19 protein-coding genes and 1 riboswitch are annotated in these 24,196 nt (G+C 61.1%); of the genes, 11 read left to right on the forward strand and 8 right to left on the reverse strand.

The genetic code is table 11. The features are described 5' to 3' along the window. Nucleotides 1–51: 51 nt before the first annotated feature. On the forward strand, nucleotides 52–777 hold the full coding sequence (locus FHT29_RS14480) for a beta-ketoacyl-ACP reductase (RefSeq protein WP_047554285.1): 726 nt from the start codon (nucleotides 52–54) through the stop codon (nucleotides 775–777). 44 nt (nucleotides 778–821) lie between these two features. Here the strand turns inward: FHT29_RS14480 and FHT29_RS14485 are convergent, their stop codons facing one another. From FHT29_RS14485 to FHT29_RS14495, 3 genes are all read right to left on the reverse strand, one after another. Beyond that, nucleotides 822–995, reverse strand: coding sequence for a hypothetical protein (locus FHT29_RS14485; protein ID WP_168599785.1), 174 nt, complete (start codon nucleotides 993–995; stop codon nucleotides 822–824). Nucleotides 996–1,154: 159 nt separating this feature from the next. After that, nucleotides 1,155–1,409: a YMGG-like glycine zipper-containing protein gene (locus tag FHT29_RS14490; RefSeq protein ID WP_037195857.1), complete on the reverse strand. Its 255-nt coding sequence runs from the start codon at nucleotides 1,407–1,409 to the stop codon at nucleotides 1,155–1,157. Nucleotides 1,410–1,456: 47 nt separating this feature from the next. Beyond that, nucleotides 1,457–1,612 (reverse strand): DUF3309 family protein, encoded by a 156-nt coding sequence (locus tag FHT29_RS14495; protein ID WP_075853478.1) that lies wholly within the window; start codon nucleotides 1,610–1,612, stop codon nucleotides 1,457–1,459. Between the two features lie 1,272 nt (nucleotides 1,613–2,884). Between FHT29_RS14495 and FHT29_RS14500 the strand changes: the two genes are divergently transcribed. From FHT29_RS14500 to FHT29_RS14520, 5 genes are all read left to right on the forward strand, one after another. Next, on the forward strand, nucleotides 2,885–6,028 hold the full coding sequence (locus FHT29_RS14500) for a helicase-related protein (RefSeq protein WP_113084771.1): 3,144 nt from the start codon (nucleotides 2,885–2,887) through the stop codon (nucleotides 6,026–6,028). Nucleotides 6,029–6,031: 3 nt separating this feature from the next. Further along, nucleotides 6,032–6,436, forward strand: a complete 405-nt coding sequence (locus tag FHT29_RS14505; protein WP_037195864.1) for an RNA-binding S4 domain-containing protein — start codon at nucleotides 6,032–6,034, stop codon at nucleotides 6,434–6,436. A gap of 207 nt (nucleotides 6,437–6,643) precedes the next feature. Continuing rightward, nucleotides 6,644–6,982: a ferredoxin FdxA gene (gene fdxA, locus FHT29_RS14510; protein WP_034509384.1), complete on the forward strand. Its 339-nt coding sequence runs from the start codon at nucleotides 6,644–6,646 to the stop codon at nucleotides 6,980–6,982. A 396-nt stretch (nucleotides 6,983–7,378) separates the two neighbouring features. Beyond that, nucleotides 7,379–7,951, forward strand: a complete 573-nt coding sequence (locus FHT29_RS14515) for a CarD family transcriptional regulator (RefSeq protein ID WP_034509382.1) — start codon at nucleotides 7,379–7,381, stop codon at nucleotides 7,949–7,951. A gap of 403 nt (nucleotides 7,952–8,354) precedes the next feature. After that, nucleotides 8,355–9,218 (forward strand): RNA polymerase factor sigma-32, encoded by an 864-nt coding sequence (locus FHT29_RS14520; RefSeq protein WP_037195866.1) that lies wholly within the window; start codon nucleotides 8,355–8,357, stop codon nucleotides 9,216–9,218. Nucleotides 9,219–9,257: 39 nt separating this feature from the next. Here the strand turns inward: FHT29_RS14520 and FHT29_RS14525 are convergent, their stop codons facing one another. The 5 genes from FHT29_RS14525 to FHT29_RS14545 all read right to left on the reverse strand — a co-directional run bounded on the left by FHT29_RS14525 (nucleotide 9,258) and on the right by FHT29_RS14545 (nucleotide 16,232). Continuing rightward, entirely contained in the window at nucleotides 9,258–10,682 is a 1,425-nt protein-coding gene (locus FHT29_RS14525) for a M48 family metalloprotease (protein WP_037196164.1), read from the reverse strand. Nucleotides 10,683–11,061: 379 nt separating this feature from the next. Beyond that, nucleotides 11,062–11,790: an ATP-binding cassette domain-containing protein gene (locus tag FHT29_RS14530; protein ID WP_168599786.1), complete on the reverse strand. Its 729-nt coding sequence runs from the start codon at nucleotides 11,788–11,790 to the stop codon at nucleotides 11,062–11,064. Then, nucleotides 11,783–13,420, reverse strand: a complete 1,638-nt coding sequence (gene thiP / locus FHT29_RS14535; protein WP_168599787.1) for a thiamine/thiamine pyrophosphate ABC transporter permease ThiP — start codon at nucleotides 13,418–13,420, stop codon at nucleotides 11,783–11,785. The genes FHT29_RS14530 and thiP overlap by 8 nt, the downstream gene beginning before the upstream one ends. A 10-nt stretch (nucleotides 13,421–13,430) precedes the next feature. After that, nucleotides 13,431–14,459 carry a thiamine ABC transporter substrate binding subunit gene (gene thiB / locus FHT29_RS14540; RefSeq protein ID WP_168599788.1) on the reverse strand — a complete coding sequence of 343 codons (1,029 nt, stop codon included), beginning with the start codon at nucleotides 14,457–14,459 and terminating at the stop codon, nucleotides 13,431–13,433. A 50-nt stretch (nucleotides 14,460–14,509) separates the two neighbouring features. After that, a riboswitch (TPP riboswitch) is annotated at nucleotides 14,510–14,626 on the reverse strand. 70 nt (nucleotides 14,627–14,696) lie between these two features. Next, entirely contained in the window at nucleotides 14,697–16,232 is a 1,536-nt protein-coding gene (locus tag FHT29_RS14545) for an MDR family MFS transporter (protein WP_037195872.1), read from the reverse strand. A 178-nt stretch (nucleotides 16,233–16,410) separates the two neighbouring features. Here FHT29_RS14545 and FHT29_RS14550 point away from each other — a divergent pair, with 178 nt between their 5' ends. From FHT29_RS14550 to FHT29_RS14570, 5 genes are all read left to right on the forward strand, one after another. After that, nucleotides 16,411–16,926, forward strand: a complete 516-nt coding sequence (locus FHT29_RS14550; protein WP_047553955.1) for a MarR family transcriptional regulator — start codon at nucleotides 16,411–16,413, stop codon at nucleotides 16,924–16,926. Nucleotides 16,927–16,999: 73 nt separating this feature from the next. Next, nucleotides 17,000–17,653: a thiamine diphosphokinase gene (locus FHT29_RS14555; RefSeq protein WP_168599789.1), complete on the forward strand. Its 654-nt coding sequence runs from the start codon at nucleotides 17,000–17,002 to the stop codon at nucleotides 17,651–17,653. 2 nt (nucleotides 17,654–17,655) lie between these two features. Further along, complete coding sequence (locus FHT29_RS14560) at nucleotides 17,656–19,485, forward strand: ABC-F family ATP-binding cassette domain-containing protein (RefSeq protein ID WP_047553952.1); 1,830 nt, start codon at nucleotides 17,656–17,658, stop codon at nucleotides 19,483–19,485. A gap of 318 nt (nucleotides 19,486–19,803) precedes the next feature. After that, entirely contained in the window at nucleotides 19,804–20,979 is a 1,176-nt protein-coding gene (locus tag FHT29_RS14565; RefSeq protein ID WP_168599856.1) for an efflux RND transporter periplasmic adaptor subunit, read from the forward strand. After that, complete coding sequence (locus FHT29_RS14570; protein ID WP_037195881.1) at nucleotides 20,976–24,155, forward strand: multidrug efflux RND transporter permease subunit; 3,180 nt, start codon at nucleotides 20,976–20,978, stop codon at nucleotides 24,153–24,155. The genes FHT29_RS14565 and FHT29_RS14570 overlap by 4 nt, the downstream gene beginning before the upstream one ends. The last annotated feature ends 41 nt before the right edge of the window (nucleotides 24,156–24,196 follow it).

A 24,196-nucleotide genomic window follows, 5' to 3' on the forward strand; every position in this document is an offset into this window, starting at 1 on the left:
CGACCTGATGAGCGGTCGTCTCGTCTCCGCAGCAACAAAGGGGAGTGGCACATGAGCAGAGTGGCATTGGTAACGGGGGGTACGCGAGGAATCGGAGCGGCCATTTCAATGGCGCTGCGCAATGCGGGCTACAAGGTGGCGGCAACCTATGCCGGCAATGAGGAAAAAGCGCGGGCCTTCCACGAAGTGACAGGCATTGCCGTCTACAAGTGGGATGTGACCGACTACGAGGCCTGCGGCAAAGGCATCGCCAAGGTCGAGCACGATCTCGGCCATGTCGAGGTTCTGGTCAACAATGCCGGCATTACCCGGGACGCCATGTTCCACAAGATGACGCCACAGCAATGGCAGGAGGTTATCAATACAAACCTCACCGGCCTGTTCAACATGACGCATTATGTCTGGCAGGGCATGCGCGACCGCAGCTTCGGCCGCGTCATCAACATCTCGTCGATCAACGGTCAGAAGGGGCAGATGGGCCAGGCAAATTATTCCGCCGCCAAGGCCGGCGACCTCGGCTTCACCAAGGCGCTCGCGCAGGAGGGGGCTGCCAAAAACATCACCGTGAATGCCATTTGCCCGGGCTATATCGGCACGGAAATGGTGCTTGCTGTGCCGGAAAAGGTTTTGAACGAGCGCATCATTCCGCAGATCCCCGTGGGACGCCTGGGCCAGCCCGAGGAAATCGCCCGCGTCGTTGTCTTCCTTGCCAGCGACGATGCCGGTTTCATCACGGGATCGACGATATCAGCCAATGGCGGGCAATTCTTCGCTTGAAGCCGATCTTCGTTATCGGTGGGATTGCCGGGCGAGCCCGGCAATCATCCTCGGCCTGAATTGGCCGATTGCCGCCGTCGCGGCTTGAATTCCAGGACGACGGCTTCCAACGGCATCCGCCGCTTTTCCTTGTCACGCGCCCTTGTCGCGCAGACGAGCGCATAAAAACTGGTGCCAATGAGCGCGAACGCTGCAATGCTTGCGATGATTGCGGCCATGATGCCGTTCCTTTCTCAAAACACTGCTCCCTTCCCGCGATCGGTTCTCGCGGGAAGAGGATTGTCCTACAGGAGTTGCTCTCCCCGGGGGGCGGCGCAAAGAGCTTGACGATCATGATCGACCGTCAAGGGCAACCGGCCATGAGGCGTCAGCCTGCCTTAGCGGCAACGAGCCTCGTAACGGTGACCATAGCGGTCGCGGTAGATGCAATAGCCGCTACGTTCATGCGACCGTCCGATAAGGTTGCCGACGACACCACCGGCGACAGCGCCGACCGCGGCGCCACCCCAGCTATGCGTGGCCACGCCACCGATCAGGGCGCCTGTACCGGCGCCGATGGCTGTGCCTTTCTCCGTGGCGGTGCACGACGCTAGTGCGCCGACGAGCGCGATCGCGACGATGATCTTCTTCATGGTGTTAGCTCCCTAGTGTTTCGAGGTTTTCAACAATGGTCTGAGGATCAGATCCGACCCATCAATAGCAGAATAAGAACGATAACGAGAACAAGTCCGAGGCCGCCTGATGGACCATATCCCCAAGCCCGGCTGTAACCCCAGCTCGGAAGTGCGCCGATCAGTAGCAGAATCAGTATGACGAGCAGTACCGTACCAAGCATGATGCGTCCTCCATGTGCGTCGCTCGAACATTTCGCCGGCACGGGCTTGTCGCCCGGCCAACAGCATATTCCATGCGACCCCGCTGGTTCGTTTGTGGGGAACTAGCGGAGTTCCTTGCGTTGCTGCCGTAGAAACTTTCTTCCGGGAAAATTGTTCCGGCTAAGAAATAAAAATACGCGAGTGCAATGGGCTCGGTGTCCGGCAAAGGGTTAACGCGATCATGTGATGTGATGGCGAACCGGCCGGGCAGGACTTATGCCTATGGTTAAAATTTTCTGAAAATACAATATGTTGCGGTGAACGAAACGGGAAGGCGATCATGTCTGTGATTCGTCTGCGATTCGTTCTGCATATGGCCTTGGTTAGCGTTGGGGTCGGCGGGGAAGGCGCTTGCGCTCGAGGCTCGAGCGGGAAGGAGCCTGGGCGGTTCGCCGGAAAGTGGTGCGTCGCAGGTCCGATTGGTTAATGGGGACCAGTTTGCGCGTTGGCCGGCGGGCGCGTGCCGTTCTTCATCTCGCGATGCATTTCTGTCCAGCTACTAGATATGGCCGTGAACAAACGAAATACGCGGACGAATCAGCGATTCGTCTCCGATTCGTTCCGGCTTTGGTCGAAGCGTTAACGGATACAATTATAGGGTGTATTTATTGATTCATTATATCTGGGCTCGCTGAAAGATTAACCGCAATCCAAGATTCGGGCCGAATCGCGGTCTCAACCATTCAGAGTCCTGCGTGCTTTCGACGAAAAGCCGCTATATATTGTAGAGAACAAAGGCAGAAACTGCCGGAATCAGCGATTCGTCGCTGATTCGTTCCGGCTTTGGCCCGATTGTTAATGCGACGGCGGGCACATCGGGAAATCCGGTATGTTTACAAATGATTAACCGTAAATCCGTGTGAAATTTCGCCTCCCGCGAATTCATTGCTTGACTCCCCTTTCCGCGAAAAAGGCCATGAAAGTGCGATTCAGTATCTGGTGGGATTCTGTGAATCGAAATCCATATATAGTAGTGAACAAATGAAGAACTCTGCCGAGTCAGCGATTCGTCGCCGATTCGTTCCCAAGCTGTTCCCCAGTCGGGGGGACTCGCATGGGGTGCAGGGATAATGTATCTTTTGGTTGAGACTGCCGTTTATGAAATCAGCTGTTGCGGCCGCTGTTTTTTGATTCAGGTCTTGCCTTTGTCACATATGGTCGTCATTTGTTCTTCTCTTCAAGGAGGAGCTCGCTGATCGGAAGACGGTAGTTTCTCGCCCATGCACGGACCCATGACTCAAATCTCGCACCCCATGATCCTGAGCGGACGCGGCGTGACCGCAGTGCTCGGACCTACCAATACCGGCAAGACCCATTATGCCATCGAGCGCATGGTGGCGCATGGCAGTGGCGTGATCGGCCTGCCGCTGCGGCTGCTCGCGCGTGAGGTCTATACGCGCGTCGTTGAGAAGGTCGGGGCCCAGCATGTTGCGCTGGTGACGGGTGAGGAAAAGATATCGCCGCCCAATGCGCGCTTTTCGGTCTGTACCGTCGAGGCAATGCCGCGCGAGACGCGTGCTTCCTTCGTCGCCATCGATGAAGTGCAGCTGGCCGGAGATCTGGAACGCGGCCATATCTTTACGGATCGCATCCTGCATTTGCGCGGCCGGGACGAGACGCTGCTGCTCGGCGCCGGCACGATGCGGCCGATTCTCGAGCAGCTTCTGCCCGGGATTACCGTCATCGAGCGGCCGAGGCTGTCGCATCTCTTCTATGCCGGGCAGAAGAAGATCACGCGCCTGCCGCAACGCACGGCGATCGTCGCCTTTTCCGCCGACGAGGTTTATGCCATCGCGGAGCTTATTCGCCGCCAGCGCGGCGGAGCCGCCGTTGTGCTCGGCGCGCTGAGCCCCCGCACCCGCAATGCGCAGGTGGCGCTCTACCAGGAAGGCGATGTCGAATATCTGGTCGCCACCGACGCCATCGGCATGGGCCTCAATCTCGACGTCGATCATGTCGCCTTTGCCCAGGACCGCAAGTTCGACGGCTATCAGTTCCGCAATCTCAATCCCGCCGAGCTCGGCCAGGTCGCAGGCCGCGCCGGGCGCCATCTGAAGGACGGCACTTTCGGCGTGACGGGTCAGGTCGATCCCTTCGACGACGAGCTGGTGCGCCGGATGGAGGGGCACGAATTCGACACGGTGAAGGTGCTGCAATGGCGCAGCAAGGATTTCGACTTCGCCTCGATCGCCGCGCTGCGCGCCAGTCTCGAAGACGCTCCGCGCGTGCAGGGCTTGACGCGGGCGCTGCCTGCGGTAGACCAGCAGGCGTTGGAATATCTGTCACGCGATCTGGAGATTGCCGATCTTGCCAGCAGCCCGGCGCGGGTCGAAAAATTATGGGAGGCCTGTGCGCTTCCCGACTATCGGCGTATCACGCCCGCCCAGCATGCCGATCTTATCGCTACCCTCTTTTCCGATCTCGTGCGCTATGGCACGGTGAAAGAGGATTTCCTGGCCGAGCAGGTGCATCGTGCCGATCGGACAGATGGCGAGATCGACACGCTTTCGGCGCGAATCGCGCAGATAAGGACTTGGACCTATGTGTCGAACCGGCCCGGTTGGCTTGCCGATCCGACACACTGGCAAGAAAAGACGCGGGAAATCGAAGATCGATTGTCCGATGCGTTACATGAACGGTTGACGAAACGCTTTGTTGATCGCAGGACATCTGTGCTCATGAAGCGCCTGAGAGAGAATGCGATGCTGGAAGCTGAAATCAGTGTGAATGGGGATGTCTTCGTCGAGGGGCATCATGTGGGGCAGTTGACCGGATTCCGGTTCACGCCAATCTCCGGAACGGAGGGGCCGGACGCCAAGGCTGTCCAGTCGGCTTCGCTGAAGGCGCTTGCGCTGGAGTTCGAGGCGCGTGCCGCTCGCATGCACGCGGCCGGCAACAGCGATCTTGCGATCAGTGCCGATGGTCTCGTGCGCTGGCTCGGCGATCCCGTGGCGCGCCTATCGGGCAGCGATCATATCATGCGGCCGCGTGTCCTCCTGCTCGCCGACGAGCAGTTGACCGGCAATGCGCGCGATCATGTCGCCGCCCGCATCGAGCGCTTCGTGAACCATCACATCAGCACGATCCTGAAGCCGCTCGACGATCTCCAGCGCGCTGAGGATCTGCAGGGCCTCGCCAAGGGGCTCGCCTTCCAGCTGGTGGAAAATCTGGGCGTGCTCTTCCGCCGCGATGTCACCGAAGAGGTGAAGTCGCTGGATCAGGACGCGCGCGCCTCCATGCGCCGTTACGGCGTTCGCTTCGGCGCCTATCATATTTTCGTGCCTGCGCTGTTGAAGCCGGCTCCGGCCGAGCTCATCAGCCTGCTCTGGGCATTGAAGAACGATGGCCTGGACAAGCCGGGCTATGGCGATCTCATTCCGGTGCTGGCCGCCGGCCGCACCTCTGTTGTCACCGATCCGAGCTACGAGCGCATGTTCTACAAGCTCGCCGGCTTCCGCTTCCTTGGCAAGCGCGCGGTGCGCATCGACATTCTCGAGCGGTTGGCGGATATCATCCGCCCGCTGCTGCAGTGGAAGCCCGGCCAGGCTTCGCGACCTGAAGGCGCCTATGACGGCCGCCGCTTCACGACGACGACGGCGATGCTCTCGATCCTCGGCGCGACGCTCGAGGATATGGAAGAGATCCTCAAGGGTCTCGGCTATCGTGCCGATCCCGTGAAGGCGGAGGAGGCGACAGCCTTCCTCGCACAGCAGGATGCAGTGGCGGCTCCGGCCGCGCAGGCGACGGAAGCTGCTGCCGAAAAGGCAGACCACGACGATGCCGACGCTGCCAGCGACGAGCCCGCCAAGGAGGCCGAATCAACCGCCGAGGAACCAGTTCCGGCTGCGGATGCATCGACTGAGCCGGCGGTTGCGGCTACCGAAGCCACCGAAACCGAGGCCGTTGCAGCGGAGCCGGTGGAGCCGAAGCCGGTTCTGCTTTGGCGTCTTGGCGGCCGCAGCGATCAACAGCAGCGTCAAGGCGGGCGTGGTCACGGTGATCGCCGTGGCCAACAGGGCGAGGGCCGCGCTCAGAACGGCAACCGCCGCGCTGGCGAGCAGCAGCAGCCGAGCGGCGAAGGCAATCGCGAAGGCCGTGACAAGCGCGACGGTCGCGAAGTCCGTGGTGCCGACAAAGGCCCGCGCGGCAATAATCGCGATGGTGGCCGTCCGCCGCATCAAGGGGGCCGCCCCGAGCGCAACGACCGCCAAGAACGCGGCGATCGCAATGACCGCAACAATCGGAACGACCGGAACAATCGCGGCGCGTCGCAGCCTTTGCGCTTCGAAGCCAAGCCGCCGCGCAAGGAAAAGCCGATCGATCCGGATTCTCCTTTCGCAAAGCTCGCTGCGCTTAAGGAGCAGATGAAGAAATAGGCCATGAAGGACGAGGGACAGACATTTTCCGGTTCGCGACAGCGCATCGACAAATGGCTGTTCTTTGCCCGCATGGTGAAATCCCGTTCGCTGGCGCAGGTCTATGTGCAGAATGGCAGCGTGCGGGTGAACGGCGAACGGGTCGTACAGCCGAGCTATGGCATCAAGGCAGGCGACCGGATCGAGCTGTCCCTCGAACGGCGCGATTTGGTCCTCGTCGTGCGTGCACCCGGCGAACGCAGGGGACCCTTTGAGGAAGCCAAGCTGCTCTACGAGGACCTGACGCCTCCGCCAGATGAGACAAAACGCCTCACGGCGTTCGAACAGGCCTTGCGAGCGCCGGGCAGCGGCAGGCCGACGAAACGCGACCGGCGCGCCATCGATCGCCTGACCAAGGACGGGGATTAGAAAACTCTGTCTGCCCCGGATGGTTTTCAAGATTGTTTGTCCTTGAAATTGGCTTACAAAGTCGATACCTCACCATCAACCTGCCGGTAACCAGCCGGACGGCACGCGTGCTCGCTTGGCATTCGTCTGTTCGTTCGGCACCGCGGGAGGGCGCGACGTTCCAGGTTGCGCATCCGCGGAAAACTAGAGACATTCCTGGAGTGCTTCATGACATACGTCGTGACCGACAATTGCATCCGCTGCAAATACACCGATTGCGTGGAAGTCTGCCCCGTCGACTGCTTCTACGAGGGCGAGAATTTTCTCGTCATCCATCCTGACGAATGCATTGATTGCGGCGTCTGCGAACCCGAATGTCCTGCCGAGGCGATCAAGCCCGATACGGAGCCGGGTCTCGACAAGTGGCTGAAGATCAATACCGAATATGCGTCCATCTGGCCGAATATCACGGTAAAGCGCGATCCGCTTCCGCAAGCCAAGGAAATGGACGGCGAAGAGGGCAAGTTCGAGAAGTATTTCTCGGCGAACCCGGGTGCGGGCGACTGATCGAAAGCCGTGACAGGCTGCCGATAAAGGTGTAGTCGATATCGCACGGAACGAATCATTGCCGTTGGGCCGCATGGGCTGTCAACGTGGCCTTTTTGGCGCGCGTGAAGCAAATTATTGATTTCCTCAGATTTTTGTGATAGCTTGTCTACACTGATCCACAGCGGCATTTCGCATGCCCAAAACCATCACGAAAGCAAATCACCAATCCGTACGCGGTTTCCTTGACATATCAACGTTTTGAGTTGTCGGGTCTGGGATCGCGATGGAGGGGTTTCTTTTGCATGAGTCTGGCTGGACCAGGATGAAGTCACCCGACGGTGTTTCCGTCTCATCCGGGCCTGACTGACCCGGCGCCGGCCTTTACCGGTGCGTAACAGGGAGTTTTTGAAAAGAATGACGACCCAGCAGAAAAAACCTTCAGCAGCACGCCATGGCTTCAAGACTGGTGAATCGATCGTATATCCCGCTCATGGGGTTGGTACGATCACCGCGATTGAAGAGCAAGAAGTCGCAGGCATGAAGCTTGAGCTTTTTGTGATCGACTTCGAAAAAGACAAGATGCGTCTGAAGGTGCCCGTGGCCAAGGCCATGAGCATTGGCATGCGTAAGCTTTCCGAGACGGATTTCGTCGAGCGTGCACTTAAGGTCGTCCAGGGCAAGGCCCGCGTCAAGCGTACCATGTGGTCGCGTCGCGCTCAGGAATATGATGCCAAGATCAATTCCGGCGATCTGATCTCTATCGCTGAGGTGGTTCGCGATCTTTATCGTGCCGAGAATCAGCCGGAACAGTCTTATTCCGAACGTCAGCTCTATGAAGCCGCGCTCGATCGCATGGCGCGCGAAATTGCTGCCGTAAACAAGATGTCGGAGACCGAAGCCGTTCGCCTCGTCGAGGCCAATCTCAACAAGGGTCCCAAGCGCGGCAAGGTCGTCGAAGAAGACGATTCCCAGGACGAAGCCGCATAAGGCCAGTGCCAGATACTGCTTCAAAAAACCCGGCCCTCGTGCCGGGTTTTTTCTTTGGAACCTTTTTCCGTCTGCCGCGTTTAAAGCTCGTGTTGGCGGTCGGTGCGGGTTCCTTCCTACGGGTGAGTTGTCTCGACTGGCTGTTTCATTGATGTTCACGAGGACCGGCCTATGCGTTTTCATTCGAAGCTCCCCGGCGATCTGAAGATGCTTCAATCGTCAGATTCGTTCGCTGATATCGAGTTAGACTAGTCATCGATTATCCGGCGAGCCGGAGATTGGTCTCCAATTGCATTTCATTCATTGATTTTCATCCGAGCAGGGATGTTCGGAAACGACGCTTGCTGCCCTTTTCGTCGACCGCGGCACAGAGACGACTTGAGGCCGAACCCAGGAGATGCATATGACGAATATGTCTGCAGATCGGCGCATGATTAAAGTTGCGATGGCTGCTCCATATCTAGATCGTGACGAAGAACATGATCTCGCCATACGTTGGAAGGATCACGACGATCGCGGCGCCCGCAATCAGATCGCAACCGCCCATATGCGCCTTGTCATTTCGATGGCAGGCAAATTCCGCAATTTCGGACTGCCGATGAGCGATCTCGTGCAGGAAGGTTACGTCGGCTTGCTGGAAGCTGCCGCCCGCTTCGAGCCGGAGCGGGAAGTGCGCTTTTCGACCTATGCCAGCTGGTGGATCCGCGCGTCGATCCAGGATTATATCCTGCGCAATTGGTCGATCGTGCGCGGCGGCACGAGTTCGGCGCAGAAGGCGCTGTTTTTCAATCTCCGCCGTCTGCGCGCCAAGCTCGCAAGAAGCAATTCGAGCATTACCGTTCAGTCTATCCACGAGGAAATCGCCGTCACGCTCGGCGTCAGCCTTGCCGATGTGCAGACCATGGATGCGCGCCTTTCCGGCAGCGACACCTCGCTGCAGGCGCCTTCGATAGCAAGCGATTCGGAGAGCGCCGAACGTATCGATTTTCTCATCAGCGACGAGCCGCTTCCGGATGAGCAGGTTTCCGACATGATCGACGGCGAACGTCGTCGCATCTGGCTCGCATCGGCGCTGAAGCACCTCAACGAACGCGAGATGAAGATCATCCGCGCCCGCCGCCTTGTCGAAGATGGGGCGACGCTGGAGGAGCTTGGCGCCGATCTCGGCATTTCCAAGGAACGTGTGCGTCAGATCGAAAGCCGCGCGATGGACAAGCTCCGGAGCGCGCTGGTGGATGCCGACCCGCGTATGGCAACCTATGCCTGAGAGACACCTTCTCCCGAGCGGGGGAAGGTAAACCCGCCGTTATTCCGCAATAATCTTGACCTTGTCGCCCGGTGCAATGTTTGCGCCGGTGGGCAGGGCATTGATCAGTTTGAACAGGTCGAGCTTGCGGTCGGTGCCCATCATGCGGGCAGCAAGCGTGGTGATCGTATCGCCGGGCTTGACGGTGACGACGCGAACCCGCAACGGCTTCAGCGACGAAGCCTCCTCCGGGGTCATATGCCGGAAGCTCGACCGCAGCACATTGGCCGTCTGATCGAGCTGGGCGAGGTTCCCCTTCGGCACCGCCGTCAGGAAACGGAAGATCTGCGTGCGGTCGCGGATGACGGTGACGTCGAAATCCCAGCGATCGGCAGAAGCGCGCGCGGTGGCGGCCGGCATGCCGTTGACGGTGATCGATTGGATCGACGAAGGATCAAGGCCGGTCACCCAGCCGCTGGAAATATAATTCGTGAGGTTCTGGTTCTGGGTGTCGGCAACGCCGTCGAAGCGAATGGCGATATCGCCAGGACCGGTCGCCATGACAGCCTCGACCTTGTTGTCGATACGGAAATCAGGCGGCACGTCGAAACGAATGCCAAGGCCGCCATGCAGGAAGGTCTGGCCGCGCACATAGCCTTCCTCCGGGCTGTCGCCATAGAGCAGGCCGTCGATACCGTTCAGGTAATAGTCGCGGCCGGTGTCGCCGACCTTGCCTTCCTCGCCGAATTCGCGGGCGTGTGCCTTGGCGAGGTCGATGCGCTGCGGAGTGCTCGGATGGCTGGACAGGAAGTCCAGGCTCTGGTCGACGTCGGAATTGGCCGTCATGAAGCGGCTGTAGTCTTCCATGGCGTTCAGGAAGCGTGCCGCGGCGTAAGGGTCATAGCCTGCCTGGCCGAGTGTGCGAATGCCAATCTCGTCGGCCTGCAGTTCCTGCTGGCGGGAGAAGGCGGCGAGGCGCAGCTTGCCGCGGGCCAGCGCCTGCTTGCCGGCGAGATCGCTCGACAGGACCTCGGCGACGACGCGGCTGGCGATGACCTCGGCCTCTTCGCGCTTCTGGCGTTCGATGCCGTGATTGGCTGTCACGTGCGCCATTTCGTGCGACAGCACGGCGGCAACTTCCGACGCATCGTTGGCAAGAGCAAGAAGGCCGCGCGTCACATAGAGATAGCCGCCCGGCAAGGCGAAGGCGTTGATCGACGGCGAATTCAGAATGGTGATGCGATAGGATTGCTGCGGGTTCTCCGACACGCTGGTCAAGGCGCCGGCGATGCGGGCAACGAGACGTTCGGTCTTGGCGTCCTTGTATTCGCCGCCGTAACTCGCGAGAATGCGTGGATGCTCGCGCGCGCCCATCTGCGCGCGCGGATCGTTTTTCTGCACCTCGGACACGATCTGCGGATTGGCTGAGGGCGAAACGCTCGGCTGATAGGACTGATCCATCACCGTTTGGCAGCTGTTCAACATTGCCGCGGCGACAAGAAGAGAAGCCAGGCGGCGCAAACGGGCTGCGACGGGCACGCTGATCCTTCGTTTTGCTCGTTCGCTCTGCTTCAGTACCTGTGTCTCACTCATTTCGCTGCCATGCCGGCTCGGCGCCAAAATCCGGTTGATCGTTACCGGGCCGATCGTCGTCGCGCGCCGATAAAGGTTGCTTTCACCCCATCAATCCGCGTTTACCGGACGGTCTCCACCCCTTGCTCTAGCCGATTTTGGCACCGGTTGCATAGCGAGACTCCGTTTAAATGTGGCAGCGTTGTATTTTAGCAAGCATTTCTCTCAGGACTTTCAGCCGTTTGGCTGGACGAAATTAAGGCAAAACCGGCAACAGCATGCTGCGTCGCATTCAATGCTGCAAAAATGTGGTCAGTGCCGGAATGCCGCCCTCCTTCAGGAAGGCTTCGATGGGCGCGGAAAGCCGAATCGTGCCGCCGTCGATGAAGACGGCATGGTCGGCAAGACGCCTGACCTCGGCCGGATCGTGCGAGACGATGAGGACCGTATTACCGCTTTCGTGGTGGAGAGCCTTCAGCAGCTCGACCATGCCGGAGCGCAGCCCAGGATCGAGTGCGGCGAAGGGTTCGTCCAGGAGCAGGATCGGTTTGTCGCGCACCAGTGCCCTGGCGAAGGCTGCGCGCTGCCGCTCTCCGCCGGAAAGCGTTCCCGGCTTGCGCTTTTCGAAACCCGGGAGCCCGACACGCGCCAGGGCTTCCGAGACCCTTTGGCGGTCCCGGGCGGAGAGTTTCAACGACGGGCTGATGCCAAGGCCGACATTGGTGAAGAGATCCAGATGGGCAAAGAGATTGTTGTCCTGGAAGACGAGCGACACCGGCCGCTCGGCGGGATGCTTGCCGGTCACATCCTGTCCGGCAAGCAGGACGCGGCCGCGATCGGGCTGCTCGAAGCCGGCCAACAGGTTGAGGAAGGTCGACTTGCCCGAGCCGGAGGGGCCGGCTATGGCAATGATCCTGCCCTGCGGCAATGCGCAATCGAAGCGGAAATCATGCGTGCCGAGGCGCAGTTCGACGCCGGTCATCGCGATGCTGCGTTCGATCATGTCGCCGCGGTCAGTCATTTCGCCTGCCTTCGTCTTCGCGGGTGCCTTGGCCCGCCGTGCCGGCGATGGTGAGGAGAAGGCATACCACGCCGAGGATCAAGGCATATCCGTCGGCATCGTTGGTGCGGTAGCTGCCGAGCTTGCTGTAGACCAGCCAGGGCAGGGTCATCAGGCTGTCGGAGCCGAAAAGAGCGACAGCGCCGAGATCGCCGAGCGAAAGCGCGATGGCGAAGGAGAGTGCCGTGAAAAGCGGTTTGCGCAGGCCGGGCCAGTCGATCAGGCGCAAGCGGGAGAGCCCCTCAAGGCCGAGGCTCGCCGCCAGCCGCTCGGTGCGGCGTCTATGAACCACGTAAGCCGGCTCGAGGACGCGGATGACGAAGGGCAGCGCCATCAGCGCATTGATTGTCACGATCAGGACGGCGGCGAAGCGGCTGGGATCGCCGAATGGCCTGAGCGCCAGGAACCAGCCGGTTGCCAGCACGATCGGCGGAACGAGCAGGATGAGGGAGGAGGTTCCACTCAGAGCAGCCGCCAGACCGCGCAGGCTGAAGGTCTTGTTGCGGTCGGCCGAGATTACCGAGCGGGCGCGGATGATCGCGAACGATATCGCCACGGCCAGAAGGCCGGCGGCGAGTGCGATGGCGAGGCTCGTGACAGCCGCCTGCAGGAAGATCGTCTGACCGGCAAGCTTGAGAAGATCGGCTTCGAGGCCGGCGACGACGACCGAGGCAAGCGGCAGGCCGATGAAGAGGGCGGCGCTTGACAGCAATACAGCATCGACCCATCGCGCGGCGCGCAGCTGCCCGTCGATGCGCCGCAGGGCGCGGCCGCTCGTCAGCCCATGATCGTCAGGCGAGGGAAACAGCGTCATCGCGCCGAGGATTGCGGCTGTGACGACGATCTGCAGCAGCGACAGCAATACGGCACGACCGGGATCGAAATCGAAGCGCAGCGCCTGGTAGATCGCGACTTCCAGCGTGGTTGCGGCCGGGCCGCCGCCGAGGATCAGCACCAGTGTGAAGCTGGTGGCGCAGAGCATGAAGATCAGACCGGCGATGCCGGGAATGAGGCCGCGCAAGACAGGCCATTCGATGAAGCGAAAGACCGAGGCGGGTCGCATGCCGAGGCCTCCGGCAACAAGCCAATATTCCGCCGGCACACGCTCCAGCCCGGCGAGCATCAGGCGGCAGGCAAGCGGCATATTGAAAAAGACATGCGCCAGCAGGATGCCGGCAAGGCCGTATATGCTGACGGGCTGCGACAGGCCAATTGCCGTGAGGGCCTGATTGAGCAATCCCTGGCGCCCCCAGATGCCAAGCAGACCGAGCGCGCCGATCAGGACAGGCAGGCCCATGGGCACGGCCATCAGGCGGATCAGCCACAGCCGCCCGGGAAAACGCGGCTGGCGCGCCAGGGCGCGGGCGACGGGGATGGCAAGCACGATGGAGAGCAGCGCCGACAGGGTCGCCTGCAGCAGGGTGAACCGCAGCACGCGCAGCAGATAGGGATCTGCGAGCGTGGAGTCGCCGCCGGATTCGATGCCGGCGGCAAGCAGGACGACGACGGCGATCCCGACGAAAAGCGTGATGCCGGCGAGACTGAGCGCCCCGCCGGAAATGGCGCGTCTTCTTTCGGGTGCCGTCAGCATGGTCGCGATGTCAGTTGCCGCTGGTGGCGGCCAGCCATTCGTCGATCCAGGCCTTGCGGTTCTTCTCGACGACTTCAGGACTCATGAGGAAGGTCTTCGTCGGCACCACGAGCTTGCTGAAGGCGTCCGGCAGCGGCGTCGATGTGGCGGAGGCCGGCATCATCCAGTTGCTGGTGGGGATGATGTCCTGGAAGGCCGGCGACACCATGAATTTCAGGAAATCGCGGGCAAGGTCCTTATTCGAAGACGATTTGACGAGGCCGGCGACCTCGATCTGGATGTAATGTCCTTCGGAGAAGGCAGCCGCCTGATAGCGGTCGGCCTTTTCCTCGATCATGTGATAGGCCGGCGACGTGGTGTAGGAGAGCACCATCGGCGCTTCGCCCTTGGTGAAGAGATCATAGGCCTCCGACCAGCCGGGCGTCACCGTCAGGATGCGGCCCTTGAGCTTGGTCCAGGCATCGGCTGATTTGTCGCCGTAGATCGACTTGACCCAGAGCAGGAGGCCGAGGCCCGGTGTCGAGGTGCGCGGATCCTCGATGACGATCTTCTGCTGGGGATCGCCCTCGACGAGATCCTTCATGCTCTTCGGCGGGTTCTTGACCGTCTGCGTGTCATAGATGACGGCGAAATGGCCGTAATCATAGGGCACGAAGACATCATCCTTGAAATCGCCGGGAACCTTGAGCGCCGATGTGTCGACGCCGCTCGCATCGAACAAGCCGGTATCCTTGGCTTCATTGACTAGATTGGTGTCGAGGCCGAGAACGATATCGGCCTTGGTGCCGGCGCCCTCGAGCTTGAGGCGGGACAGAAGCGCCACGCCGTCGGTGACGCTGACGTAGTTGACCGTGCAGCCGCATGTCTTTTCAAAGGCGCCCTTGACCTTGGGGCCGGGACCCCAATCGGCGGTAAAGCTCTCATAGGTGTAGATGGTCAGCGTCTTGTCCGCAGCCTGGGCGGCCTGGGCAGTAAAAAACGTCGTGCCGGCGGCGAGAGCCAGGCCGGCGAAGAATGACAATAGCGATCGGTCGTGCATGACAGCGCCTCCTCTTTGGTTTCGTCTTGAAGGGGAAAAGGGCGCCATGATTTCGTCACGCGTCTAATCCCTCCGCCGGTGTTAGCCGGATCAGGTTCCGCGGGTTGGCCTGTCAAAGCCTCTCAGCCAAATATCCCAAAGGACATAAGGCACCCCGTTAGAGCATCGGCAGATTTAGCCTTGTGACGAAGGGATGACAAGGGGAATGATTCCCCCGTCGATTGCAGGCCGCACGATCTATTCGGCGGCTTCGGCGGCAACCGTGTTTTCGAATTTCTTGGTGGCGCCGGGCAGCTGCACGTTCTTCAGCGTGAGCGCTGTCAGAAGGCCGAGCAGGCAGATGCCGGCTGCCGTCATGAACAGGGGACTGAAGGCACTTGCATAGGCATTGGCGACGGCTTCGCGGGTGGCTTCCGGCAGGGCCGCCATCATCTTCGGCGTCAGTTCCTTGATGTCGGAAACGCCTGAAATCGAGACACCGACATTGCCGAGCTTGGCGGCGATGATGGCGCCATAGATGGAGATGGCGATCGAGGCACCGCCCATCCGCGACAGCGTCACCGCGCCGGTAGCAGCACCGACGTCGCGGCTATTGGCGGCGTTCTGCACGCCGATGACAGGCACCTGCTGCGCAAGGCCGATACCGATGCCGTGCAGCAGCATCAGGCCGCCGATGACGGCGATGGGCGTGCCGGCATGGACGAAGGCGAGCGAGCCGAAAGCAATGGTGCTGCAGGCGGCGCTGGCGACGGCAAAGGGTTTGTAGCGGCCTCTTGCCGCGATCAACCTGCCGGCGGAAAGCGAGCCGCAGACGATGCCGCCGGTCAAAAGGATGAACAGCAGGCCGGCCAGCGAGGGCGAAAGGCCCGTCGTCGTCTGCAGGAAGAGAGCGAAGTAGTTGACCATGCCGATGGCGACCGCACCGCTGGTGATCGAGATGATCAGGAGCAGGCCGAATGTCGGATTGCGGAACAGTGTCATCGGCACGATTGGCTCGGGCGCACGCCGCTCGATGAAGACCCAGGCGATAGCGCAGATGACACCGAAGGCGATGATGCCGAGGCATTGCGGCGACAGCAGCGATCCGAAGAGTTCGGTGCCGTCTGCGGCGAGCACGATGCTTGTCGTCGTCAGTGCAAGAACAAGCGCGCCGGCATAGTCGATCTTCGGCCGGCGGGCCGGCTTGCGGTAGGGCAGCATGGTGGCGAGGCCGGCGAGCACGATGAAGCCGATCGGCACATTGACGAGGAAAATCGAGCGCCAGCCGAACAGATCGCTCATCGTGCCGCCGAGGACGGGGCCGATGGCGCCGGACGCCATCAGCACGAGGCTCGAATAGCTCTGGTAGCGGGCGCGTTCGCGCGGCTCGAAGAGATCGGCGTTGACGGCGAAGATCGACACCATGATGCCGCCGCCGCCGAAGCCCTGCAGCACGCGGGCGGCGATCAGCGTGTCCATCGACACCGCAAGGCCGCAGACGGCGGAGCCGACAGTGAAGATCGCGATCGCCGTCATCATCACATATTTGCGGCCGAAGAGGTCGCCGAGCTTGCCATAAACAGGCATCACGGCGGAAAGGGAGAGAAGATAGGCCGATCCAATCCAGCCGAAGCGTTCCAGATGCCCGAACTCGCCGACGATGGTAGGGAGTGCCGTCGATACGATCTGATTGTCGAGCGTTGCCATGAACATGGCGGTCATCAGAAACAGGAAGAGAATAAGCCGCCGCCTGGGATCCGTCACGAGCGGCGCGAACGTTGTCTGCATGTCCATGGAGCAAGATATCCGAGCTTGTCCGAAACGCTGCGCAGTCGAGCGAATGCGCGGGGCGCCCCGGCTTCATATAGGAAACATATGTGCTGTTAGCATATAATTGTCAATGACAGGTGAATGCTGTTTGCATGTTTTATTTCTTTTCCGCCTCTGATATGGTGGAAAGATGACATCAGCGATGAATACACGTGAAGTTGAAGGCCCGCCGCTGACCGAAGACGCGAATCTCCTGCTGATCGGTCAGGCGATGACGCGCATGCGCCTGCTGACAGGCCGCCGTATGATCGGCAGGCTCGCCATTCAGAACGTCGCCCCGGGGCTTGAGCTTTCGCATCTCGATGTGCTCGACGTCGTGAGGCGGGCAGAGGCCACAGGCGAAGTCACCGTCGGGACGATTGCGGACATCCTGCGCATCGATCCATCGCGGGCGAGCCGCATCGTTGCCGATATGGTGGCGCGCGGCGTCTTGCGGCGAAAGGCGTCCCAGGCAGATGCGCGGCGCATCGTCGTCGTGCTCACCGCGCTCGGGCAACGGTTGCTGTCGGAAATTCAGGCGCAAAAATACTCCGTCATCGGCGGCATCTTTGCCGATTGGTCGGCTGAGGAAATCAAGAGTTTCTCGTTGTTGTTCGATCGCTATGTCACAGGCTATGAACGCGTTATTGAGGCCCGCCTCAAGGAAACGACCGACTGAGCGGCCGACACGGGTCGTTCTTGCGAACGGCGCTCTTCCCTAGGGATACGACTTTGCGCTATGGGCTTGGCGCATGAGCCAGTCCACCACCTTCACCATCCTACTCGGCGGCGAGCTTCGCATGACGGATCGGTTGCGCGCCGCGGTTTCCGATAGCCGTTTCATCGCGGCCGACGGCGGCATGCGCCATGCCGTGGCGCTTGGCGTAGAGCCGGAGCTCTGGGTCGGCGATTTCGACTCCACATCCGCGGACCTCCTCGCGGCGTTTCCCAAGGTGCCGAAACAGCCCTATCCGGCGGCGAAGGCGGCAACCGATGGCGAGATTGCCGTATCGGAGGCAATCGATCGTGGGGCAACCAGGTTGATCCTGGCCGGGGCCATGGGTGGCGAACGGTCTGATCATGCGATCCAGCACCTGCTCTACGGCGTCCAACTCGCCGAAAAGGGCTTTGATGTGCTGTTGACCTCCGGTGATGAGGAAGCGGTGCCGCTTCCGCCGGGAGAGCTGATGCTTCAGCTACCGGCCGGATCGCTGTTTTCGGTTCTCGGTTTCAGCGACCTTACGGGGCTTTTCATCGACAATGCCCGTTATCCCTTGCGCGATTTCCATCTGCCCTTCGGCACGTCGCGCACCATTTCCAATGTAGCGGAAGGCGCTGTGCGCTTTTCGCTCGGCAGCGGCAGGGCGATCGTCCTTGCCCGCCCTTATGATCTCAGCGGAGTCTGATCTTGGCCCCTCCCATTCTGAAACTCGACGACATCTTCCTGAGCTTCGGCGGAGCACCCCTGCTCGCCGGCGCCGGGCTGCAGGTGGAGCCGGGTGACAAGATCTGCCTCGTCGGCCGCAATGGTTCGGGCAAGTCGACTCTTTTGAAGATCGCAGCCGGCATGGTCGAGGCGCAGTCCGGCGAAGTGTTCCGTCATCCGTCGTCAACCGTGCGCTATCTCGAACAGGCGCCGGATTTCGCCGATTACAAGACGGTGGCCGCCTATGCCGAAGCCGGGTTGGGGCCTGGCGACGATCCCTATCGCGTCACCTATCTCCTGTCGCATCTCGGCCTCACCGGCGAAGAGGATCCGAAGAACCTTTCGGGCGGCGAAGCGCGCCGTGCGGCTCTTGCCCGCGTTCTGGCGCCGGAGCCGGACATCCTTCTGCTCGATGAGCCCACAAACCATCTGGACCTGCCAACCATCGAATGGCTGGAAGGCGAGCTGCAGAAGACCCGCAGCGCGCTGGTGTTGATCTCGCACGACCGTCGTTTCCTCGAAAAAGTCTCGACGGCGACCGTCTGGCTCGATCGCGGCACCTCGCGGCGGCTCGATCGCGGCTTTGCATTCTTCGAAGCCTGGCGCGATCAGGTGCTGGAAGCCGAAGAGCTGGAGCAGCACAAGCTCGGCAAGGCGATCGAGCGCGAGGAGCACTGGCTGCGCTACGGCGTGACCGCGCGGCGCAAGCGCAACATGCGTCGCCTCGGCGAATTGCACGACATGCGCTCGCGCCATCGTGGCCACAGGGGCGCGCTGGGTTCCGTGCAGGCGACCGCCGCGGATGCGCAGGAGAGCGGCAAGCTGGTGATCGAGGCCGAGAAGATTACCAAGGCCTATGACGAACGCGTCATCGTGGCGCCGTTTTCGATCCGCGTGCATCGCGGCGATTGCATCGGCCTCGTCGGTCCGAACGGCGCCGGCAAGACGACGCTCCTGAAGATGCTGACCGGCCAATTGGCCCCGGACAGCGGCACGGTGAAGCTCGGCACCAATCTGGAGATCGCCACGCTCGACCAGAAGCGCGAAGAGCTTGATCCCGAGGACACGCTTGCCAACTACCTGACCGACGGGCGAGGCGAAAACCTGCTTGTCAACGGCGAGCAACGGCATGTAACCGGCTACATGAAGGAATTCCTGTTTCAGCCGGAGCAGGCCCGCACGCCGATCAGGAATCTTTCCGGCGGCGAGCGCGCCCGGCTGATGCTGGCGCGTATCCTGTCGCGGCCGACCAATCTGCTGATCCTCGACGAACCCACAAACGATCTCGACATCGAGACGCTCGATCTGCTGCAGGAAATCGTCGCCGGCTTTTCCGGTACGGTCATCCTCGTCAGCCACGACCGCGATTTTCTCGACCGCACCGTGACCTCGACGATCGCGCCCGCCAACCCGGAAGATCCGGACGGCCGATGGATCGAATATGCCGGCGGCTATTCGGACATGCTCACCCAGCGCAAGGGCGCGATGGAAGAGCGCAAGCGGGCGGAAAAGGCGGCTGAAAAGCCGAGGGCCGCAGAGACTGCGTCATCCGCCGCGGACGCCTCGAAAGGCAAGGCCAAGCTTTCCTACAAGCAGAAATTCGCATTGGAAAACCTGCCGAAGGAAATGGCCAAGGCGGAAGCGGAGATCGCCGTCCGCGAGAAGAAAATGGCCGATCCCACTCTCTTCACCAAGGATCCCGCTACGTTCAATCGTCTTGCGGCAGAGATGGAAAAGCTGCGCGAAAGCCTGATCAGGATGGAAGAGGAATGGCTTGAGCTTGAAATGCTGCGCGAGGAGCTGGAGGGCTGATATCTCTGCCAGCTCGCCCTATGCGCGTCCGTCTATATTAGAAAAAACAATCGGTTGCGCTCGGTCGCGGCCGCTTCATTCCCTGTTGTCGAATCCGATAAACTGTTTATACATTAACGGATGCTGCCGGACGATGAGCCGGTTGATACCCCCGGGCCGGCGCGGCCCGTGGTGCATGTTGGGGAAGTCCGAAGAGACTTGATTGGATTTCGCCTGATGGCGACAGGTCCTTCGTAAAAGTTGCAGGCAAATATCGTAGACGTTTAACGCGGCGGCGCTTATTGCCGTGTGCGGTTTTTCGAGGGGGCCTTCATGCCGATGCTGCCGCGTGCCATTTTGTTCAGCTGTGTAGTCACCGTTTTCTCGGGCGCCCAGGCGCTGGCGCAAAGCGCGCCGCCGGCTGCGCCCGTCACGGTCGCCAAGCCCGTCGTTCGCGATGTCATCGACAGCGACGAGTTCATCGGGCGCTTCCAGGCGGTCGACGAGGTCTCCGTGCGCTCGCGGGTCGGCGGTTATCTGCAGGAGGTGCATTTCAAGGACGGCACCATGGTCAAGCAGGGCGACCTGCTCTTTGTCATCGACCAGCGGCCGTTCATCACCACCTTGAACGAGGCGACGGCGTCGCTGGAGGTGGCGAAATCGTCGCTCACGCTTGCCGATGCGCAATTCAAGCGGACGGAATCCCTGTCGACGACGGGCAGCCAGTCGGCCTCGAACCTGGACGACCGCCGCCGCGACCTCATCTCGGCGCAGGCGAATGTGCGTGGGGCTGAGGCGGCCGTGGATCGCGCCAATCTCGACATGGATTTCACCAAGATCACCGCGCCGCTCAGCGGCCGGATCGACCGTCGGCTGATTTCTGTCGGCAATCTCGTGCAGGCCGATCAGACCATCCTCACGACCATCGTGTCTCTCGACCCGATCGATTTCTATTTTGACGTCGATGAGCGCCGGCTGCTTTCCTATGCCGACGAGGCGCGCAAGAACGGTAGTGCCTTGCAGCAGGGCGGCGGCGGTCTCAACGTCACCGTGACGATCGCCGACTCTCACCAGAAGTCTTTCAAGGGCAAGCTCGACTTTGCGGAAAACCGTGTGGACAATCAAACGGGTACGATCCGTGTTCGCGCTACCTTCCCCAACCCCGATCTCATTCTCCAGCCCGGCCTGTTTGGGCGCATCCAGGTGCAGGGCTCTAACAGCTACAAGGCGATTCTGGTGCCCGACGAAGCCATCGGCTCGGATCAGAACCAGCGTGTCGTCTATGTCGTCGACACGGCCGGCAACGTGACGCCGAAGTCGGTGCGGGTCGGGCCGAAGCTTTATGGCTACCGGGTGATCCGCGACGGCATGACCGGTGACGAGACCATTATTGTCAACGGCCTGATGCGCATCAGGCCCGGCGTCAAGGTCGCGCCTCAGCTGATCGAATTGCCGCAGGAAGCGTCGAATGACGAGCCGCCGGCTCAGGCGGACGCACAGGGGACGGATCAATGAGGTTTTCCCATTTTTTCGTCGACCGGCCGATTTTCGCGTCGGTTCTGTCCATCGTGCTGCTGATCGTCGGCGGCATTGCCTATTTCCAGCTTCCGGTGGCGCAATATCCGGAGGTCGCGCCTCCCACGATCGTGGTGCGCACCTCCTATCCGGGCGCCGATTCCCAGACGATCGCCGATACGGTGGCGACGCCGATCGAGCAGGAGGTCAACGGCGTGGAAGACATGCTCTACATGTCCTCCTATTCCAGCGCCGACGGCTCGATGTCGCTGACCATCACCTTCAAGCTCGGCACCGATCTCGACAAGGCGCAGGTGCTGGTCCAGAACCGCGTCGCCATTGCCGAACCGCGCCTGCCCGATGATGTCCGCCGCATCGGCATCACCACGGTCAAAAGCTCGCCCGACCTGATGATGGTCGTGCATCTGCTCTCGCCGAGCAACCGCTACGACCAGCTTTATATCTCCAACTATGCCCGAACGCGCATCCGCGACCTTCTCGTCCGTCTCGACGGTGTCGGCGACGTGCAGCTCTTCGGCGAGCGGCAATATTCGCTGCGCATCTGGCTCGACCCGGAAAAGCTCGCCGCCTACGGCATGACCGCAGGCGACATCGTCCAGGCGTTGCGGGACCAGAACGTGCAGGTGTCCGGCGGCTCGATCGGCGGGCCGCCGGTTTCGGGCACCAACGCCTTTCAATATACGGTGACGACCCAGGGGCGTTTTTCCGATGCGCGGCAATTCCGCTATGTCATCGTCAAGGCGACGGATAGCGGCCGGCTCGTGCAGCTGCAGGACGTGGCGCGTATCGAGCTCGGCGCGCAGGACTACGTTACCAACAGCTATCTGAACGGCAAGCCGGCGGTTGCGCTCGGCATCTTTGCCCGCCCCGGCACCAATGCGCTTGACGCCGCCGCAAGCATCCAGAAGACGATGCAGAGCCTAGCGCAGGATTTCCCGCAGGGCCTCGAGTATCGCATCGTCTACAATCCGACCGAATTCATCGCGGAATCGATCTACGAGGTCTATAAGACGATCTTCGAGGCAGCCGTGCTCGTTGCCATCGTCGTGCTGGTCTTCCTGCAGTCGTGGCGGACGGCGATCATTCCGATCGTCGCCATTCCGGTGTCGCTCATCGGCACCTTCGCCTTCCTGCTTGCCTTCGGTTTCTCGCTGAACATGCTGACGCTGTTCGGCCTGGTGCTTGCCATCGGCATTGTCGTCGACGACGCGATCGTGGTCGTCGAAAATGTCGAGCGCAACCTGGCGCTCGGGATGACGCCAAAGGAGGCGTCGCATGTGACGATGAACGAGGTCGGCACTGCGGTTCTGGCGATTTCGCTGGTCCTGATCGCCGTCTTCCTGCCGACGGCCTTCATTCCGGGCATAACGGGACAGTTCTACCGGCAGTTCGCCGTGACCATTTCCATCGCAACGGCGATTTCCTGCCTGAATTCGTTGACGCTCTCGCCGGCGATTGCCGCCATCGTGCTGCGTCCACACGACCACAAGAAATCCAACAATATCGTCTCGCGTTTCGGTCGCGCTCTGGGCGATGGGTTCAACAGGGGTTTCGAGTCGATGAGCAGGGGCTATTCCTGGGTCATCCGCCATCTCGTCACCACCTGGGTCGCGCTTGGCTGCGCTCTTCTCGTGTTCGTCGGGCTACTCGGCGCGACCTGGTTCATGGGCAGGATCGTGCCGCAGGGCTTCGTTCCCACAATGGACCAGGGTTATGCCATCGTCGTCGTGCAATTGCCGGATGGAGCGTCGCTGGCGCGCACCAATGCCGTCATCGAGAAGGCGACCGCGATCATCAACAAGACGCCTGGCGTGGAAAACGCCGTTGCTTTTGCCGGCTTCAATGGCGCGACCTTCACCAATGCCTCAAATTCGGGCGTCATCTTCACGCCCTTCAAACCCTTCGAGGAGAGATTGAAGAGCGGCGAGACGGCCATGAAGATCATCGGCCAGATCTATGGCAGCCTCCAGGGCATTCAGGAGGCCTTCATCATCGCCATTCCGCCGCCATCGATCCGCGGCGTCGGCAATTCCGGCGGCTTCAAGATGCAGATCATGGACCGCGAAAATCCCGACATGCGCCGGATCCTGCCGCTGGCCTATCAAATGATGGGCGCTGCCGCACAGAATAAGGGTGTCAGCGGCGTCTTCACCACCTTCTCGGCCAACAGCCCGCAATATTTCCTGGCGATCGACCGCGACAAGGCGCGGGCGCTGAACGTGCCGATCCCGAACATCTTCGAGACGCTGTCGATCAACCTCGGCACATCCTACGTCAACGACTTCAATGCCTTCGGCCGCGTCTATCAGGTGCGGGCGCAGGCCGACCAGCAATATCGCATGGACCGGGAGGATATTCTGGCGCTGAAGGTTCGCTCAGCCACTGGCGCGCTGGTGCCGCTCGGCACCCTCGTCGATATCCGGGATACGACCGGGCCGACGCTGGTGCAGCGCTACAACATGTATGTGTCGGTTCCCATCCAGGGCAATCCGGCGCCGGGCGTCTCCACCGGTACGGCCCTCGACACCATGGAAGGGCTGGCGAAGAACCTTCTTCCGACGGGCACGACCTTCGAATGGACGGAGCTTGCCTATCAGGAAAGGAATACCGGCAATACGGCGGTCTATATCTTCGCCCTGTCGGTCATCTTCGTTTTCCTTGCGCTTGCGGCCCAGTATGAAAGCTGGACGCTGCCGCTCGCCATCATCCTCATCGTGCCGCTGGCGGTGCTCGCCGCATTGATCGGGGTGCATCTGAGAGGCATGGACAACAATATCCTGACGCAGATCGGGCTCATCGTGCTGATCGGCCTTGCGGCCAAGAACGCGATCCTGATCGTCGAATTCGCGCGTCAGGCGCAGCTCGAAGGAAAGAGCGCGGTGGAGGCGGCGATCGAGGCCAGCCATCTGCGTCTGCGCCCGATCCTGATGACGGCCTTCGCATTCATCTTCGGCGTCGTGCCGTTGATGATTGCGACCGGACCCGGCGCGGAAATGCGCCAGTCGCTCGGCACGGCCGTATTCTCCGGCATGCTCGGCGTGACGCTGTTCGGCCTGTTCCTGACGCCGGTCTTCTACGTCGTGCTGCGCAGGCGGCGCAAGCAGACGGAGGCAGTGGTGGAAGAGCCGTCAGCCTCAGACGCGGCGGCGCAATAACATCAATTGGAGCGGCTCAGCTTTCCATGGGATCGCTGAGC

Source organism: Rhizobium sp. SG741, from assembly GCF_012275435.1.
Lineage (GTDB): Bacteria > Pseudomonadota > Alphaproteobacteria > Rhizobiales > Rhizobiaceae > Rhizobium > Rhizobium lusitanum.

Bases quoted from the DNA above. Each gene is read 5' to 3' on its own strand.
- FHT29_RS14480 (WP_047554285.1), top strand. From the start codon at position 52: ATGAGCAGAGTGGCATTGGTAACGGGGGGTACGCGAGGAATCGGAGCG.
- FHT29_RS14485 (WP_168599785.1), bottom strand. From the start codon at position 995: ATGGCCGCAATCATCGCAAGCATTGCAGCGTTCGCGCTCATTGGCACC.
- FHT29_RS14490 (WP_037195857.1), bottom strand. From the start codon at position 1,409: ATGAAGAAGATCATCGTCGCGATCGCGCTCGTCGGCGCACTAGCGTCG.
- FHT29_RS14495 (WP_075853478.1), bottom strand. From the start codon at position 1,612: ATGCTTGGTACGGTACTGCTCGTCATACTGATTCTGCTACTGATCGGC.
- FHT29_RS14500 (WP_113084771.1), top strand. From the start codon at position 2,885: ATGACTCAAATCTCGCACCCCATGATCCTGAGCGGACGCGGCGTGACC.
- FHT29_RS14505 (WP_037195864.1), top strand. From the start codon at position 6,032: ATGAAGGACGAGGGACAGACATTTTCCGGTTCGCGACAGCGCATCGAC.
- fdxA (WP_034509384.1), top strand. From the start codon at position 6,644: ATGACATACGTCGTGACCGACAATTGCATCCGCTGCAAATACACCGAT.
- FHT29_RS14515 (WP_034509382.1), top strand. From the start codon at position 7,379: ATGACGACCCAGCAGAAAAAACCTTCAGCAGCACGCCATGGCTTCAAG.
- FHT29_RS14520 (WP_037195866.1), top strand. From the start codon at position 8,355: ATGACGAATATGTCTGCAGATCGGCGCATGATTAAAGTTGCGATGGCT.
- FHT29_RS14525 (WP_037196164.1), bottom strand. From the start codon at position 10,682: ATGTTGAACAGCTGCCAAACGGTGATGGATCAGTCCTATCAGCCGAGC.
- FHT29_RS14530 (WP_168599786.1), bottom strand. From the start codon at position 11,790: ATGACTGACCGCGGCGACATGATCGAACGCAGCATCGCGATGACCGGC.
- thiP (WP_168599787.1), bottom strand. From the start codon at position 13,420: ATGCTGACGGCACCCGAAAGAAGACGCGCCATTTCCGGCGGGGCGCTC.
- thiB (WP_168599788.1), bottom strand. From the start codon at position 14,459: ATGCACGACCGATCGCTATTGTCATTCTTCGCCGGCCTGGCTCTCGCC.
- FHT29_RS14545 (WP_037195872.1), bottom strand. From the start codon at position 16,232: ATGGACATGCAGACAACGTTCGCGCCGCTCGTGACGGATCCCAGGCGG.
- FHT29_RS14550 (WP_047553955.1), top strand. From the start codon at position 16,411: ATGAATACACGTGAAGTTGAAGGCCCGCCGCTGACCGAAGACGCGAAT.
- FHT29_RS14555 (WP_168599789.1), top strand. From the start codon at position 17,000: ATGAGCCAGTCCACCACCTTCACCATCCTACTCGGCGGCGAGCTTCGC.
- FHT29_RS14565 (WP_168599856.1), top strand. From the start codon at position 19,804: ATGCTGCCGCGTGCCATTTTGTTCAGCTGTGTAGTCACCGTTTTCTCG.
- FHT29_RS14570 (WP_037195881.1), top strand. From the start codon at position 20,976: ATGAGGTTTTCCCATTTTTTCGTCGACCGGCCGATTTTCGCGTCGGTT.